Annotated in this window: 14 protein-coding genes; 7 read left to right on the top strand and 7 right to left on the bottom strand. The window is 70.8% G+C overall.

Annotation, left to right across the window (positions count from 1 at the left end; all coding sequences use genetic code 11):
• Nucleotides 1–29: 29 nt before the first annotated feature.
• Both ACFRKB_RS13730 and ACFRKB_RS13725 read right to left on the bottom strand, forming a co-directional pair.
• The gene (locus tag ACFRKB_RS13730) at nucleotides 30–785 is read right to left on the bottom strand and encodes an anti-sigma factor (protein WP_383105842.1); all 756 of its coding nucleotides are present in this window, start codon (nucleotides 783–785) and stop codon (nucleotides 30–32) included.
• Complete coding sequence (locus ACFRKB_RS13725; protein WP_383105840.1) at nucleotides 782–1,366, bottom strand: sigma-70 family RNA polymerase sigma factor; 585 nt, start codon at nucleotides 1,364–1,366, stop codon at nucleotides 782–784. Before ACFRKB_RS13725 ends, ACFRKB_RS13730 begins: the two co-directional genes overlap by 4 nt.
• Before the next feature lie 238 nt (nucleotides 1,367–1,604).
• On the opposite strand from ACFRKB_RS13725, the gene ACFRKB_RS13720 reads away from it, so the two are divergent.
• The 3 genes from ACFRKB_RS13720 to ACFRKB_RS13710 all read left to right on the top strand — a co-directional run bounded on the left by ACFRKB_RS13720 (nucleotide 1,605) and on the right by ACFRKB_RS13710 (nucleotide 4,344).
• On the top strand, nucleotides 1,605–2,285 hold the full coding sequence (locus ACFRKB_RS13720) for a PadR family transcriptional regulator (protein ID WP_383105839.1): 681 nt from the start codon (nucleotides 1,605–1,607) through the stop codon (nucleotides 2,283–2,285).
• A gap of 230 nt (nucleotides 2,286–2,515) precedes the next feature.
• Nucleotides 2,516–3,568, top strand: a complete 1,053-nt coding sequence (locus ACFRKB_RS13715) for an ATP-binding cassette domain-containing protein (RefSeq protein WP_383105837.1) — start codon at nucleotides 2,516–2,518, stop codon at nucleotides 3,566–3,568.
• Nucleotides 3,565–4,344: an ABC transporter permease gene (locus ACFRKB_RS13710; RefSeq protein WP_383105835.1), complete on the top strand. Its 780-nt coding sequence runs from the start codon at nucleotides 3,565–3,567 to the stop codon at nucleotides 4,342–4,344. The genes ACFRKB_RS13715 and ACFRKB_RS13710 overlap by 4 nt, the downstream gene beginning before the upstream one ends.
• Before the next feature lie 80 nt (nucleotides 4,345–4,424).
• On the opposite strand, the gene ACFRKB_RS13705 is transcribed toward ACFRKB_RS13710, so the two are convergent.
• Both ACFRKB_RS13705 and ACFRKB_RS13700 read right to left on the bottom strand, forming a co-directional pair.
• Nucleotides 4,425–5,270 carry a siderophore-interacting protein gene (locus ACFRKB_RS13705; protein WP_383105833.1) on the bottom strand — a complete coding sequence of 282 codons (846 nt, stop codon included), beginning with the start codon at nucleotides 5,268–5,270 and terminating at the stop codon, nucleotides 4,425–4,427.
• A 48-nt stretch (nucleotides 5,271–5,318) separates the two neighbouring features.
• On the bottom strand, nucleotides 5,319–6,224 hold the full coding sequence (locus tag ACFRKB_RS13700; RefSeq protein WP_383106042.1) for a 5'-3' exonuclease: 906 nt from the start codon (nucleotides 6,222–6,224) through the stop codon (nucleotides 5,319–5,321).
• Nucleotides 6,225–6,532: 308 nt separating this feature from the next.
• Here ACFRKB_RS13700 and ACFRKB_RS13695 point away from each other — a divergent pair, with 308 nt between their 5' ends.
• The 3 genes from ACFRKB_RS13695 (at nucleotide 6,533) to ACFRKB_RS13685 (ending at nucleotide 11,107) form a co-directional block, all read left to right on the top strand.
• Complete coding sequence (locus tag ACFRKB_RS13695; RefSeq protein ID WP_383105832.1) at nucleotides 6,533–7,678, top strand: quaternary amine ABC transporter ATP-binding protein; 1,146 nt, start codon at nucleotides 6,533–6,535, stop codon at nucleotides 7,676–7,678.
• Entirely contained in the window at nucleotides 7,671–10,307 is a 2,637-nt protein-coding gene (locus tag ACFRKB_RS13690) for an ABC transporter permease/substrate binding protein (RefSeq protein WP_383105830.1), read from the top strand. The genes ACFRKB_RS13695 and ACFRKB_RS13690 overlap by 8 nt, the downstream gene beginning before the upstream one ends.
• A 254-nt stretch (nucleotides 10,308–10,561) precedes the next feature.
• Nucleotides 10,562–11,107, top strand: a complete 546-nt coding sequence (locus tag ACFRKB_RS13685; protein WP_365975467.1) for a helix-turn-helix domain-containing protein — start codon at nucleotides 10,562–10,564, stop codon at nucleotides 11,105–11,107.
• Between the two features lie 43 nt (nucleotides 11,108–11,150).
• Here ACFRKB_RS13685 and ACFRKB_RS13680 read toward each other — a convergent pair whose 3' ends face one another.
• A complete protein-coding gene (locus tag ACFRKB_RS13680; RefSeq protein WP_383105828.1) occupies nucleotides 11,151–12,302 on the bottom strand; it encodes a TDT family transporter in 1,152 nt (383 codons plus the stop codon).
• Between the two features lie 71 nt (nucleotides 12,303–12,373).
• On the opposite strand from ACFRKB_RS13680, the gene ACFRKB_RS13675 reads away from it, so the two are divergent.
• The gene (locus ACFRKB_RS13675) at nucleotides 12,374–13,303 is read left to right on the top strand and encodes a LysR family transcriptional regulator (RefSeq protein WP_383105826.1); all 930 of its coding nucleotides are present in this window, start codon (nucleotides 12,374–12,376) and stop codon (nucleotides 13,301–13,303) included.
• Between the two features lie 131 nt (nucleotides 13,304–13,434).
• Here ACFRKB_RS13675 and ACFRKB_RS13670 read toward each other — a convergent pair whose 3' ends face one another.
• Nucleotides 13,435–14,139 (bottom strand): gamma-glutamyl-gamma-aminobutyrate hydrolase family protein, encoded by a 705-nt coding sequence (locus ACFRKB_RS13670; protein WP_383105825.1) that lies wholly within the window; start codon nucleotides 14,137–14,139, stop codon nucleotides 13,435–13,437.
• 73 nt (nucleotides 14,140–14,212) lie between these two features.
• On the bottom strand, nucleotides 14,213–15,697 hold the full coding sequence (gene eat, locus ACFRKB_RS13665) for an ethanolamine permease (protein WP_383105823.1): 1,485 nt from the start codon (nucleotides 15,695–15,697) through the stop codon (nucleotides 14,213–14,215).
• Between the last annotated feature and the right edge of the window lie 19 nt (nucleotides 15,698–15,716).

The following is a 15,716-nucleotide window of genomic DNA, read 5'->3' as shown; positions in this document are numbered from 1 at the left end:
GCCTTTCGGCCTGACGTGCCTTACGGGCCTTACGCGGCCGGGAAGTTCATCAGGGCCAGCGGCGGCGACGTGGGCCGCGCCGAGCCGCCCATCGGTTCCACCGTGATGCCCATCCCCGACGCCGCGCCCACCCGGCCGGCCATCAGGACGGTGTCCGTACCGCCCGTGGCGTCCATCAGCCCCGCGGAACGCATCGTTCCACTGTCGTCGTACCAGAGCTGATAGACCTTGCCGTGCGGCGGTCTCGGCATACCCAACGCGATGAACGCGGCCTTGTCACGGTCCCGGGAAAGGACCACGGTGCCGGTCGCGCCGTCCGGCAGCCTGTCGGTGGCGACCTTGGCGTCCGGGGCGGCGAGCACTGCGGCCAGCTCCGTGGACCGCTGTTCAGAGGCCCGTGCTCGCTGTTGCGCGTCCCGTGCCTCCTGGTGCTGCCACACCGCGACCCCGCCGAACGCCGTGGCCGCGGCCAGGCAGGCCGCCAGGGCGAAGCGGGAGAGGGCGCGCCCGCGCGCCCCGTCTCCCCCGGTGCGAGGCCGCGGGGTCACCTTCGGCGGCTCCTGCCGCTCGGTGGCGATCCGGCGCAAGACCTGTTCCTTGAGCGCGGGCGGCGGCGTGACGGTGACCGCCTGTCCCAACCGGGCCGCCGTGGCGGTCAGTTCGCGTACCTCCTGGGCGCAGGCGGGGCAGGCCGCCAGATGACGTTCGAACTCGGCACGCTCGCCGGGCGCCAGGGCGTGCAGTGCGTACGCGCCGGTCAGCGTGTGCAGATCCGCGCTGGTCACGGGTTCACCCCCAGACAGTCGCGCAGCCGGATGAGGCCGTCGCGGAGTCGTGTTTTGACGGTGCCCAGCGGGACCGAGAGCAGTTCGGCCACTTCGCGATAGGACAGGCCCCGGTAGTACGCCATGGTCACGGACTGGTTCTGGAGCTCGGTGAGCGTGCGCAGACAGCGACGCACCTGTTCCCGTTCGAGGGTGGCCTCGACCTGTTCCGTGACCTGGTCGAAGGCCGGGGTCCGGTCGAGCAGCGCGGCCCGGCGCTCCCGGTCGCCGGCCGCCTGCGCCGAGCGGACCCGGTCCACCGCCCGGCGATGAGCGAGGGTCAGCACCCAGGTCATGGCGCTGCCCCGGCTGGGCTGGAAGCGAGTGGCGGTGCGCCAGACCTCCAGCAGCACTTCCTGTGCCACCTCCTCGGACTGGGCCGGGTCGCGCAGTACGGAGCGCACCAGGCCCAGGACGGGGCCGCAGACCTGGTCGTATACGCGGGAGAACGCCTCCTGATCGCCCCTGGCCACCTGGCCCAGCAGTTCCTGCAGATCGGGCCCCGCCGCAGCGGGCCCGCCGATGTGTACAGCTTCTTCCACGCGGCTTTCCTCCACGGTGTGAACCTGTCGTGTGATGTCGTCCCGGTCCGGGCCATCCGAGCAGACTTCACCGCGTATTCGGAGCGGAGGCTCCGGCGGATTGGTCCGTTCTGTGGACTGATCCGGTATCGGTTGACGTCGAGTTTTGCGATGTATCGCGATTGACGGCCATCGCGTCCTCGCGATATGTTCGCTGCCGAGTATTTGGGATGGGGTAACGGGAGAAGGAGTGGTCGCGATGGGGGCGAAGCGGCGCAAGCTGGGCAATCCGCTGGCGCTCGCGGTGATGGCGCTGCTTTCGGAGCGGCCGATGCACCCGTACCAGATCGCGCAGACGCTGCGGCAGCGCGGCAAGGAGAACAGCGTCAAGATCAACTTCGGGTCGCTCTACACCGTCGTCCAGAACCTGGAGAAGCACGGCTTCGTCGAGGTGGCGGAGGTGCAGAGGCAGGGCAACAGGCCCGAGCGCACGCTGTACGGCCTCACCTCCGCCGGGCGCGAGGAGATGCTGGAGTGGATGGCGGATCTGCTGGCCGTCCCCGCCCGTGAGTTCCCCCTGTTCGAGACCGGCCTCTCGCTGATGGGCGTCCTGCCGCCGGACGAGGTGACCTCGCTGCTGGCGGACAGGCTGTCGGCGCTGCGCGTCCAGGCCGCGGGGATACGGGGCGTGCTGGAGCAGCTCTACGGGACGCTGCCGCGGCTCTTCGTCATAGAGACCGAGTTCCAGCTGCACATGATCGAGGCCGAGGAGACCTGGGTCGAAGGGTTCCTCAAGGAGCTCGGCGCGGGAACGCTCTCCGGCCTCGACGGCTGGCGGACCCTGCACGAGACCGGCCGGCCGCCGCCGGAGTGGCAGGAGCTGGAGCGCGAACTGCCGTTGGACATCGAGGGGGAGGGGGACGGCTCCCGGAAACCCTGACCCACCCCGAACTCACCCCGACCGTGACCCGGCCGACTCCGGCCGCTGAACGGCAACGACCCCGGCGGTCGCTGTTGCAGCAGCTCCCGCCAGGGTCTCTCACCCCGGACCGGACCACCGTGAAGGCGCCCCGGCGATCGAGGCGCGGCACGCCCAGGATAGCCCGGCGCCCTTCACGTGGACCGGCTCGGCCTGCCCAGAGCAACCGCTCATCACAGGAGAGCCCCTACATGAGTACCGGAACCATGAGTACCGGATCCCCACGCACCGGAACGCCCGTCGTACGGGCGGACAATCTGGTCAAGACCTATCCCGGCGGAGTCACCGCCCTGAGCGGCCTGGGCCTCACCGTCGAGGCCGGCACCGTCCTCGGACTGCTCGGCCCCAACGGCGCCGGCAAGTCCACCACCGTCAAGATCCTCACCACCCTCGCCCGCCCCGACAGCGGCACGGCCACGGTCGCCGGCCACGATGTGCTGCGCCACCCCGGCCGGGTACGCCGCGCGATCGGCGTCGTCGCCCAGAAGTCCGGCGCCGATCCCGCCGCGACCGGCCGGGAGAACCTCGTCCTCCAGGGCAGGCTGTACGGCCTGAGAGGCAGGGAACTGAACCGGCGCGCCGATGAACTGCTGGAGCGGTTCGCCCTCACCGACGCCGCGCGGCGGATGGTCAAGGGTTACTCCGGCGGTATGCGGCGCCGGCTCGATGTGGCGCTCGGTCTGGTCCACCGGCCCGAGGTGCTCTTCCTGGACGAGCCGACGACCGGGCTCGACCCGGAGGCCCGTACCGCGATGTGGGACGAGATCACCCGGCTCGCCGGTGACGAGGGCCTGACCATCCTGCTCACCACGCACTATCTGGAGGAGGCCGACCGGCTCGCCGAGCGCATCGCGATCGTCGATCGCGGCCGGATCGTGGTCGAGGGCACGCCCGACGCGCTCAAGGGTGAACTGCGCGGTGACGCCGTCCATCTGGAGCTGCGCGCCGACGGCGACCTGGCGGCCCTCACCGCCGTACTCGCCGGGCTGGCAGGTCTGCACGACCTGGCGGTCGACGGCCGCCGGGTCAGTGTGCGCGCCGACGACGGCGCCGCCGCCGTGCCTGTCCTGCTCGCCGCGCTGGAGCGCGCCGGAGCGGCCGTGGCCGCCGCCACCGTGGCCCGACCCTCGCTGGATGATGTCTATCTGCGGTACGCGGGACGCCGGTTCTCCGAGGCCGAGGCCCAGGCGGACACCGCCGGCGCCGGCACCCCCGTCCAGGCCACCGCCGGAGGTGCCCGATGAGTACCGAAACCCTCTCCCACACCTGGTATATGACGCAGCGTCAGCTGATGGCGATCGTGCGCCAGCCCGTCTTTCTGCTCATCTCCCTGATCCAGCCGGTGATCTGGCTGTTCCTCTTCGGCAATCTCTTCAGGAGAGTGGTCGAGCTGGGCGGCTTCGGCACCACGACGTATCTGGACTATCTGGTGCCCGGCATCGTGGTGATGAGCGCGCTCGGCTCCAGCATGTGGGCCGGGATGGGCACGCTGGAGGAGATCGAACGCGGCACGCTCAACCGCTTCCTGACCACCCCGGTCAGCCGCAGCGCCCTGATGAACGCCAATGTCGTGCAGAACGGCATCAGCACGGCCTGCCAGTCCGTGATCATCGTGCTGCTGGGTCTGCTCGGCGGGGCACGCTACCCGGGCGGCGCGGGCGGGCTGATCGTGCTGGTCGCGGCCTCGATCCTGCTCGGTACGGTCTTCGGGGCGCTCTCCAACGCGCTGGGCATGCTGGTGCGCGAGCGCGAGTCGATCATCGGCATCAATACGTTTCTGCTGCTGCCGCTGACGTTTCTCTCCTCCGCCTTCATGGCGCCCTCCCAGATGCCGTCCTGGATGGCCACGATCGCGGACTTCAACCCGGTCAACTGGGCGATGGTCGCGGGACGTTCCGCGCTGGCGGCCGATCCCGACTGGGGCGACGTGCTGACCAGGGGCGGCGCGCTGCTGGCCCTGGCGGTGGCGGCGGTCTGGCTGTCGACCCGTACGTTCCGCTCGTACCAGAAGTCCGTTTAGGTCCTGTCCCGCCGATCTTCGGGGGCCCGCGACGCCTGGCACCCCCGGCCCCGTCCTCGCACGGGGCCGGGGGGCCGCGCTCAGGCGGCCGGGGCCTCCTGCTCGCGCTCCACCTGCTCGTTCCACTCCCGCTTGACGGTCCGCCACGCCTCGTCGGTCTGGCCGAGCCGCCAGTACCCCGAGACCGACAGCCGCTCGCGCGGCACGTTCCGCTCCAGCCGCAGATGGCGGCGCAGCTCCTTCACGAAGCCCGCCTCGCCGTGCACGAAGGCGTGGACATCCCCGGCGGGGAAGTCGAGGCCGCGGACGGCGGCGATCAGGGCTTCGCCCACCGGACGCTCCCCGCGGTGCAGCCAGGTGATCCCGGTCCCGTCGGGCGTCGTGATCTTCTGCTCCTCCTCGGCGCCGGAGATCTCGACGAAGGCGTGCACCAGCGCGCCGGCCGGCGCCCGCTCCAGCGACGCGGCGATCGCGGGCAGGGCGCTCTCGTCGCCCACCAGCAGATGCCAGTCGGCCGCCGGGTCCGGTACGTAGAGGCCGCCCGGGCCGAGGAACCGTACCGTCTCGCCCGGCCGCACCCGCGCGGCCCACGGACCCGCCAGCCCCTCGTCGCCGTGCACGACGAAGTCGATGGCCATCTCCCGCGCCGCCGGGTCCCAACTGCGGACCGTATACGTGCGGTTGGCGGGCCACTGGTCGCGCGGGAACTCCGCGCGGATGCGCTCGATGTCGAACGGCTCGGGGTAGCTCACGCCCTCGGGGGCGAACAGCACCTTGACGTAGTGATCGCTGAATTCGCCGCACTCCACCGCGGCCAGCCCCTCACCGCCCAGGACCACGCGCACCATGTGCGGGGTGAGCCACTCGGTACGTACGACCTGCCCCTCGTGGGCCTTCGGCGACGTGCGGGCCGGCTTTTCTGCCACGGCGGTCTCCCTGACGGTTGCGCTGCTTAGGTTTACCTAAGTTAACACTCACGACTGGAGGGTGGCGAGCAGACGCCGCAGTGCGCCACCCAGCCCCCACCGGGCGGCGAGCGCGTCGACCATGGCCTGATCGCGCGGCGCGGTGGGCAGCGCCGGATCGAAGTCCGGCAGCGGTACGTCGCCGGCCACCCGGACCACCGTGGGCGCGACCGCCACATACTCCCGGGCCTCGTCCAGCCGCTTGCGCTGGGACGGGGTGAGCTTCGAGCGGGGGTCGTCGACCGCCGCCATGATCCCCGCCAGATCACCGAAGGCGTCGAGCAGCTTGGCCGCGGTCTTCTCGCCGATCCCCGGCACCCCGGGCAGCCCGTCGCTCGGGTCTCCGCGCAGCAGCGCCAGATCGACATAGCCGGGGCCGTCGACGCCGTACTTCTCCCGCAGCGCCGCCTCGTCGGTGAGATGCAGCGTCCCCACCCCCTTGAGGGGGTAGAGCACGCGCACACCGCGCTTGTCGTCGATCAGCTGATAGAGATCGCGGTCGCCGGTGACGATGTCCACCGGGCCCGTCGCGCGGCCGGCGAGCGTACCGATCACATCGTCCGCCTCGTATCCCGCGACGCCCACCCTGGCGATGCCCAGCGCGTCGAGCACCGCCTCGATGATCGGCACCTGTGGCGCGAGCGTGTCCGGGGTTTCCTCCTCGTCGGGCCCCTCCTCGTGGGGGCGCGCCACGCGGTGGGCCTTGTAGGAGGGGATCAGCTCCACCCGCCACGCGGGCCGCCAGTCGGCGTCCATGCAGGCCACCAGCTCGTCCGGGCGGTGGTCCTGGACCAGCCTGCCGATGAAGTCCAGCAGACCGCGCACCGCGTTGACCGGGGTGCCGTCGGGGGCCCGCACGGAGTCGGGGACCCCGAAGTAGGCCCGGAAGTAGAGGGAGGCGGTGTCGAGGAGCATCAGGCGTCGCGTCACACCCCGATGATGCCCCAGCCCACTGACAACGCCGTCGCCGCGCGGGCACATGTCCCGGTGACCGTCGGTGACCGGGCCGCCCGGGAAAGGGCCTTTCACGCCGAAGTGTTCCCCCGGGGGAGTGACCTGGGACACCTTTCTGTTTGGTCCGTGTAAGCGCGGGCAGGCGCGCGACTGGAGCGAACCAGGTCGCGATGTCACACGCCGCGTCCGGTAGGCGGACGGAATCCGCCCGCTCCACGGCCCGCCCGCGGGGGTGACGGGCCGTTTTCCGTTCAACACGTGAGGTGTATGTGTCCAGGCTGCAAGCCGAACACCTGTACAAGGTATTCGGCAGACGACCAGACGAAGCCGTGACGAAGCTCGAAAACGGTACGGACCGCGATGAGCTGCGCACCGACGGGACGACCGCAGCGGTGATCGACGCCTCGTTCTCGGTCGAGCCCGGCCAGATATTCGTGGTGATGGGTCTGTCGGGATCCGGCAAGTCCACGCTGCTGCGCATGCTCAACGGGCTGCTGGAACCCACTTCGGGACGGGTGCTCTTCGACGGCCAGGACCTGACCGCGCTGAGCCCGCAGGAACTGCGCCACGTCCGTTCCACCAAGATCAGCATGGTCTTCCAGCACTTCGCGCTCTTCCCGCACCGCAGCGTTCTGGAGAACGCCGGGTACGGCCTCGAAGTGCAGGGAGTGCCCCGGGCCGAGCGTGAGAAGCGCGCCGCCGAGGCGCTGGAACTCACCGGCCTGGGCGGCTGGGAGGCGTCCTGGCCCGATGAGCTCTCCGGCGGTATGCAGCAGCGCGTCGGCCTCGCCCGCGCGCTCGCCACCGACGCCGATCTGCTGCTGATGGACGAGTCCTTCAGCGCACTCGACCCGCTGATCCGCCGCGATATGCAGGATCAGCTGCTCCAGCTCCAGAAGCGGCTCAAGAAGACCATCGTGTTCATCACCCACGACCTCAACGAGGCCATGCGCCTCGGCGACCGGATCGCGGTCATGCGCGACGGCGAGATCGTCCAGCAGGGCAGCGCCGAGGACATCCTCGTCACCCCGGCCAATGACTATGTCGCCTCCTTCACCCAGGACGTCGACCGCACCCGGGTGCTCACCGCCGCGGCGATCATGGCCGACCCGGAGACCGCCTTCGGCGCCCGTTCGGACGGCGGCGAGGAGCTGCGTACCGCGCAGGAGGTGCTCGACGCGGCGCCCGCCAGCGTGGCCGAGTCCACCCCGATCATCGAGCTGTTCACGCCCTGTTCGGCCAGCGCGATCCCCGTCGCCGTCACGGACGACACGGGCAAGCTCGTGGGAGTCGTCCCGCGCGCCAGGCTGCTGGCCGTCCTCGGTGAGCCGATGGCGCCCTCCGTGCCCGTCGACGCGCCCGCCGGGATCGCGGTCTCGAAGGCCCCGGCCGACAAGGCGGTAGCCAGTGCCTAGGCTCCCTCTCGGCGACTGGGTCGACAACGCTGTCGATTTTCTCCAGAACCACCTGTCCTGGCTGTTCGACGCGACCGGTTCGGTCGTCTCGGGCATGTACGACGGCATCAACGCGGTGCTCTCAGCGCCTGAGCCGCTGCTCCTCGCGGGCATCCTGGCCGTGCTCGCCTGGTGGCTGCGCAGCCTCGTCGCGGGTGTCCTCACCTTCGGCGGATTCGCGCTGATCGACTCCATCGAGCTGTGGGACGAGTCGATGGAGACTCTCTCGCTGGTGCTCGTGGCCACCATCATCGTGCTGGTCATCTCGATACCACTGGGCATCTGGGCCGCGCGCTCCAAGACGGTCAGCTCCATCGTCCGTCCGGTGCTCGACCTGATGCAGACCATGCCCGCCATGGTCTATCTGATCCCGGGTGTCGTCTTCTTCGGGATCGGCGTGGTGCCCGGCATCATCGCCACGATCATCTTCGCCCTGCCGCCCGGCGTCCGGATGACCGAGCTCGGTATCCGGCAGGTCGACGGGGAACTGGTCGAGGCCGCCGAGGCGTTCGGCACCAGCCCCCGTAACACCCTGCTGCGGGTCCAGCTGCCGCTGGCCCTCCAGACGATCATGGCGGGGATCAACCAGGTCATCATGCTGGGCCTGTCCATGGTGGTCATCGCCGGCATGGTCGGCGGCGGCGGCCTCGGCGGCGCCGTCTACCGCGCGCTCGGGAACATCGACATCGGCCTCGGCTTCGAGGCGGGTCTCTCCGTCGTCATCCTGGCCGTGTACCTGGACCGGATCACCGGCTCGCTCAGCCTCCAGGTCTCCCCGGTCGGCCGCCGCGCGCTGGCCAAGGCGAAGGAACTGACCGGCGGACCGAAGATCTGGAACCACCGCCCCCAGCCCGTGGTCGCGATCGCCGGTGTGGTCGTCCTCGCGCTCGTCGCCGGCGGCATCGGCCTGTTCGGCGGCTCCTCGTCCGGCGGTACCACCGCCGACGCCAAGAACGTCGGCCAGGGCAAGAAGATCAGCATGGGGTACATCCCCTGGGACGAGGGCATCGCCTCCACCTTCCTCTGGAAGGAACTGCTGGAGCAGCGCGGCTACGAGGTCGACGCCCGGCAGTACGAGGCCGGTTCGCTCTACACCGGCCAGGCGGCCGGTCAGATCGACATCCAGACCGACTCCTGGCTGCCCATCACCCACGCCACCTACTGGGCCAAGTACAAGGACAAACTGGAGGACATGGGGGCCTGGTACGACAAGACCTCCCTGGAGATCTCCGTGCCCTCGTACGTCAAGGGCATCAACTCCCTGGCCGACCTCAAGGGCAAGTCCGCCACCTTCAAGGGCCGGATCGTCGGCATCGAGCCCAGCGCGGGCGAGATGGGCCTGCTCAAGGACAAGGTCCTCAAGGCGTACGGCCTCGACACCGAGTACAAGCTGATCGACGGCTCCACGTCCGGCATGCTGGCCGAGCTGAAGCGGGCGTACGCGAAGAAGGAGCCGATCGCGGTCGTGCTCTGGTCCCCGCACTGGGCCTACAACGACTACGACCTGACCAAACTCGCGGACCCGAAGAAGGCATTCGGCGCGGAGAGCGACGGCGTCCACACCCTGGCGCGCAAGGGCTTCTCGGCCGACAACCCGCAGGTGGCCACGTGGCTCAAGGACTTCTCGATGACCGAGAAGCAGCTCACCAGCCTTGAGGCCAAGATCCAGGTGACCGGCAAGGGCAAGGAGCAGGAGGCCGTCCGCGCCTGGCTCAAGGAGAACCCCGGCGTCGCCGACAAGTGGACCCCGGTCGCCCCGTCGGGAAAGGCGGGCAAGGCCGCGAACGGCAAGGACGAACGCGACCGGCCCGTGCAGGTCGCCTGGTTCCCCTGGGAGGAGGACATCGCCGCCACCTATCTGTGGAAGGCGGTCCTCGAAGAGCGCGGGTACAAGATCGAGCTCAGCCAGTTCGAGCTCGGACCGATGTACGCCGCGATGGCGCAGGGCCAGGTGGATGTCCAGTTCGACGGCTGGCTGCCCAACGCGCAGAAGAGATACTGGGACAAGTACCAGGACAGCCTCACCACGCTCGGGTCCTGGTACGGTCCGACCTCCCGCGAGATCGCCGTCCCCTCGTATGTCAAGGGTGTTGACTCCCTCGCCGATCTCAAGGGCCGGGGCGACGAGTTCAAGGGGCGGATCGTCGGCATCGAGCCGGGCACCGAGGAGATGAACGTCCTCAAGGACACGGTGCTGCCGGACTACGGGCTCGACAAGGAATACAAGGTCGTCGACGGCTCCACCCCGGCGATGCTCGCCGAGCTGAAGCGCGCCTACGCGAAGAAGGAACCGATCGCGGTCACGTTGTGGACCCCGCACTGGTCCTACAACGAGTACGACCTGACCAAGCTGGCGGACCCGAAGAAGGCCTTCGGCGAGGGTGACCAGCTCACCACCGTCGCCCACAAGGACTTCCCCGGGAACTACCCGCAGCTGACGAAGTGGTTCAAGGACTTCAAGCTGAGCGAGAAGCAGCTCGCCGGGCTGGAGAACGAGATCCAGAAGCGCGGCACGGGACACGAAGAAGAGGCGGTCGCGGCGTGGATGGCCGATAATCCGGGCATCGCGGACACCATGGCCCCGCAGTAGCGGTTCGCCGAGACGCGTTCGAGGGAGCGCGTTCGGCGGAGGGGTGGGCATCGCCTGGGGCGGAGCCCACCCCTCCCGCATTCCGCTTCGGCCCGCTCGCGCGCATCATTGTTCCAGGGGGCCACACGTCCCCTTTCGCTCGTGTGTGCGCACGGACGGCGGATTCGCCGGGTCCGGCACCGGGTGAGGCAGGACAGCTCTTGTCCGGGCGTCAACTCTGAGAGGATGACGATCCGGGCGGGAGGGAGCCAGTCATGGACGACAAGGAAGCGCTCAGGGTGGGCGCGGCCGTCCGCAGGAGGCGCAGGTCCCTGGGCCTGACGCTGGCGGCGGTCGCCGGCCGGAGCGGACTGTCCGTCCCGTTCCTCAGCCAGATCGAGAATGAGCGCGCCAGGCCGAGCACCCGCTCATTGGAGCGGGTGGCGGACGCCCTGGAGACGACCCCCGCCCAGCTGCGCGCCGCCGCCGACTCGGCCCGTACCGTCGATGTCGTACGAGCCGCCCCCGGGCCCGGGGTCCGCCGTGTGGTGCGCGGCGGGCACCAGCTGAACGCCAAGGAATTCACCGGTGAGCAGGACACCGGCCGCGAATACCAGCACCGCAACGACGAGGTCATGTACATCGCCGACGGCGCCGCGGAGGTCGAGGCCGAGGGCCGGGCCTACCGGCTGGAGCGCGGTGACACGCTGTATCTGTCCGGTGGCGTACGGCACCGCTGGCGCGCCACCGAGCCCGGCACCCGCATCCTGGTCGTCGCCGTCGCCGAGAACATCGACGCGACCATCGATCCGCCGCGCTGAGGGCGCGGAGGGGGGACCGCCGCACTGGTGGACGGGCGCGTCCTCACCCGGTACGGACCGCCGCCGGCCTCGGCACCGGCGGTGCCGCGGGCAGCGTGCCGCCGATCACCCCGCGCAGTGTGTGCCACCCGGCCGCCGACCAGGCCGCCACCAGCAGGGCGTACAGCCCCACCGCCAGCCACTCCAGGGCCACCAGACCGGTGTGCCGGCCCAGCCCCGCCGCGCCCGTCACACACGTACCGAGCGGGAAGGTGAAGGCCCACCACGTCATCGTGAACCGCATCCCGCGCCGGACGGCCCGTACCACCAGCGCCGCCGACAGCGCCAGCCACAGCAGGGCGAACCCGATCACCGGCACCCCGTACACCACGGCGAGGGCGCCCAGCGCGCCCGCGTACGGAGCGCCGATCGCCCCGGGCGCCGCATCGGCCAGCTGGCTGACGGCGGTGGTCGACTGCCCCAGCGGACCGAGCACCAGAAAGAGCAGCGGGGTCATCCCGAGCGGGAGCGGACCGTGCGCCACCAGCCGGCCGAAGATCAGCGGCAGCATCATCAGCGTCGCCAGCAGGCTCACCCCGAACAGGGCGTAGCAGCCGAGCAGCAGCGCCTCGCGCCCCTGGCCCGCCGCCAGATGCGGCACCAGCAGCGGGCCGAGCGCCGCCGAAACCATGGGGGACACCACCGGCAGCAGCCAGACGGGCGAGGCGTCCCCGGCGCCGACGCGATGGCGTACGACCATCAGATACGGGATCGCCACGGCGACGACGAGACCGAGCAGCGTCCCCGCGCCGAACAGCACCGCGTCCACGGCGACCGCCGCCCGCTCGCCCAGTACATCGCGCCCCACCAGCAGCGTGGCGCCGCCGACGGCCAGCAGCGCCATGGCCGCGCAGCCGTAGAACGGCGCCACGGCCGGGTCGAGCAGATCGGCGCGCGCCCGGTCGCGGTGGTACAGCCAGTGCCCGGCGCGGGCGGTCAGGACGACGGCGAGCAGCACCGCCGACAACGCCCACACCACGACACAGGCGGCCCGCAGCCCCGGTATCTCCAGCGGTAGCCCGGCACCGGCACTCGCCACGATCGCCGTACCCATCACTGTCGCGTACCAATTGGGCCCGAGATACCGGAGCGCCGGAAGCCGTACGCGCGCGGTGGTGCGCGTGGCGAGGGTGGTGGGGTGCGCGAGGGTGGTCATGGCTTCCACCCTCGCCGTCGCATACGGCCCCCACCAGCCCCGCTGTCTCTATGAGGTCATAACCTGGACTTATGACCGATGGACCGCTCGCCGCTCAGCTCGCCCACCGGGTGCCGGATCTCGGCGCGCTGGAACTGCTGCTCGCCGTGGCCAGGCTCGGCAGTCTGGGCCGGGCCGCCCGCGAGCTCGGGATCTCCCAGCCCGCCGCCAGCAGCCGGATCCGGGCCATGGAGCGGCTGCTCGGGGTGGCGCTGGTGGACCGTTCACCGCGCGGCTCCCGGCTCACCGACGCCGGCACGCTCGTCACCGACTGGGCCCGCCGCGTGGTGGAGGCCGCCGAGGCCTTCGACGCGGGGGCGCAGGCGCTGCGCGACCGCCGGGACTCGCGGCTGCGGGTCGCCGCCTCGATGACGATCGCCGAGTATCTGCTGCCCGGCTGGCTGATAGCGCTCCGCCGGGCCCGGCCGGACACCGCCGTCTCGCTGCACGCGGGAAACTCCGTGGCGGTGGCCGAGCGGCTGCTCAGCCATGAGGCGGACCTCGGCTTCGTCGAGGGGGTGGCCGCGCCGGAGGGGCTCGACTCCGCCGTCATCGGCCATGACCGGCTGCTGGTGGTCGCGGCCCCCGGCCATCCCTGGGCCCGCCGCCGTACCCCGCTCGACCCGGCGGAGCTGGCCGCGACCCCGCTGATCCTGCGCGAACCGGGCTCCGGCACTCGTCAGGTACTGGACGCCGGGCTCCGTGCGTACGGCGGTCCCGCCGTGCCGCTGCTCGAACTGGCCTCCACCACCGCGCTGAAGGCCGCCGCGGTGAGCGGGGCCGGTCCCTGCGTGCTGAGCGAACTCGCGGTCGGCGAGGAACTGGCCGCCCGCCGGCTCGTCAGGGTGCCGGTCGAGGGCATCCGGCTCCGCCGTGATCTGCGCGCGGTCTGGCCGGTCGGCAACCGCCCCGCGGGCCCGGCCCGCGACCTGCTGTCCCTGACACGCGGAACCCTGGACTGACCGGCCGGTCCGCTGGACTGACCGGCCGGTCCGCTGGACTGACCGGCTGGTCCGCTGGACTGACCGGCCGGTCCGCTGGACTGACCGGCTGGTCCGTGGGGCCCTTCAGGGCCGCCGGTTCACGTGACCCGTCAGGGCCCGGAGTGCGCGTCCGGGGCGGCGGCCGCTTCGACCAGTGCGGTCATGACACGGGTGTCATCGGCCATCTCGGGATGCCACTGAACACCCAGGACCCAGTGAGGACCGGGCAGTTCGACCGCCTCGACCGTGCCGTCCGCCGCGACCGCCGAGACGGTCAGCCCCTTCCCGAGACTGTCCACGGTCTGGTGATGGTGCGTCGGTACGGTGAACTCCTCCGGCACCAGAGCGCCGTAGCGAGTGCCCGCCACCGGCGTCACCGGATGCTCGCCGAAGGTACCGGCCACCGGTGAGGTATGGCCGTCCACATGCTGGCGGAGCGTCCCGCCGAGCGCCACATTGAGCAGCTGCATCCCCCGGCAGATCCCCAGCAGGGGCGTGCCGGAGGCCAACGCGGCGTCGATCAGGGCCAGTTCCCAGGCGTCCCGCTCCCGGGCGGGCGGTCCGGTACGGGGGTCCCGCTCGGCCCCGTACCGTACGGGCTCCACATCGGGACCGCCCGCGATCACCACCCCGTCGAGCCGCGCCACCATCCGGGCCGCGGCCGACGGATCGTCCGGCGGCAGCATCGCGGCCAGCCCGCCCGCGCGCTGGACGAGCCCGGGATAACCGGCCGGCAGCAGCGCCGCCGGCAGTTCCCAGACGCCCCACGCGGCGGACTTCTCCAGATAGGTGCTGACGCCGATGAGCGGCTTCATCGATCCGGCCTCCGTCGTTCCTCGTTCGTCGTTCTCGTGCGCGATCGCGTATGTGTCCGCGTATGTGTCCGCGTCAGTCTCGTTCGAGCTCGGCCTCGGCCGCGGCCAGCGCCGCGAACTCCTCTTCCGGGGCCGCCGCGACCAGCCGGTGCCGACTGTAGAACGTGAAGTAGGCGAGGGCGACGACATAGACGCCCAGCGCGATGAACGCCGCGTCCTTGTCCACCAGGAACGTCGCGACCAGCGCCGACAGCGCGAGTACGAAGGCGACGCCCGAGGTGAGCATGCCGCCGGGCGTGCGATAGGGGCGGGGCAGCTCGGGCTCGCGGCGGCGCAGCACGAGATGCGACAGCGCCATCAGCGCGTACGAGATCGTCGCGCCGAACACCGCGACATTGAGCATCCGGCCGCCGTCGCCGGTGCCCGCCGCGAGGGCGAAACCGATCGCGCCCGGGATCAGCAGACCCAGATAGGGGGCTTTGCGGCCGCTCGTGAGGGACAGGAACCGGGGCAGATAGCCCGCGCGGGACAGCGCGAACAACTGCCGGGACCCGGCGTAGATGAGGGAGAAGAAGGAGGCCACGAGCCCCGCGAGACCCGCGTAGTTCACGAACCGGCTCAGCGCGGTCGGATCCCCGTCCCCCTGGAGCGCGACCACCAGCGGATTGCCAGCGTCCTGGACGGCGGCCGAACCGCGGGCCCCCGTCGCCGCGAAGAAGGTGATCAGCGCGAGCAGTACGAGCACGCCCATGGCGATCGACAGCGCCTTCGGCATCGACCGGACCGGGTCCTTGGCCTCCTCGGCGGCCAGCGGTACGCCCTCCACCCCCAGGAAGAACCACATACCGAAGGGGAAGGCCGCCCAGATGCCCAGGACTCCGTACGGCAGCCAGGACCCGGAGCCGAACGCGTCCTGGTCGACGGGGATGTCATTGAGACCACTGGCGTCGAACTCGGTCAAGGCCCCGACCGCGAAGATCAGCAGCGCGGCCACCGCGATCGCCGTCACCACCAGACTGAAGCGCAGCGCCTCGCCCACACCCCAGAGATGGATCCCGATGAAGACCACGAAGCAGGCGAGATAGACCGGCCAGCCGGCCGTCAGGCCGAAGAGGTTGAGGGACTCGACATATTCGCCGATGAAGATGGAGATGGCGGCCGGCGCGAGGATGTACTCGATGAGGATGGCCGTACCGGTCAGGAAGCCGCCCCAGGTGCCGAGCGCGCGCCGGGCGAAACCATAACCGCCGCCCGCGGTGGGCAGGATGGCGGACAGTTCGGCGAGCGAGAAGACCAGACAGGCGTACATCACCCCCATCAGCAGTGTGGCGATCGCGAGACCGCCGAAGCCCCCCTGGGAGAGACCGATGTTCCATCCCGAGAAGTCACCGGAGACGACATAGGCGACCCCGAGGCCGGTGAGCAGCAGCCAGCCCGCGCTGCCCCGGCGCAGCATGCGTCGTCGCAGATACTCGGCGTCTCCCTGGGGCGTGTCCCGCTCGGCGGCCCCGTCGGCCGCGGCGGCCGGTGGGACGCGCGAGTCCGTGCCTTCGGACATGATCCGCTCCTGCCTCGGA

Source organism: Streptomyces scopuliridis, assembly GCF_042790125.1.
In the GTDB taxonomy this organism is placed as follows: Bacteria; Actinomycetota; Actinomycetes; order Streptomycetales; family Streptomycetaceae; genus Streptomyces; species Streptomyces scopuliridis_A.
Note: the sequence above shows the minus strand (reverse complement) of the source record. Positions and strands in the feature narration are given on the sequence as shown.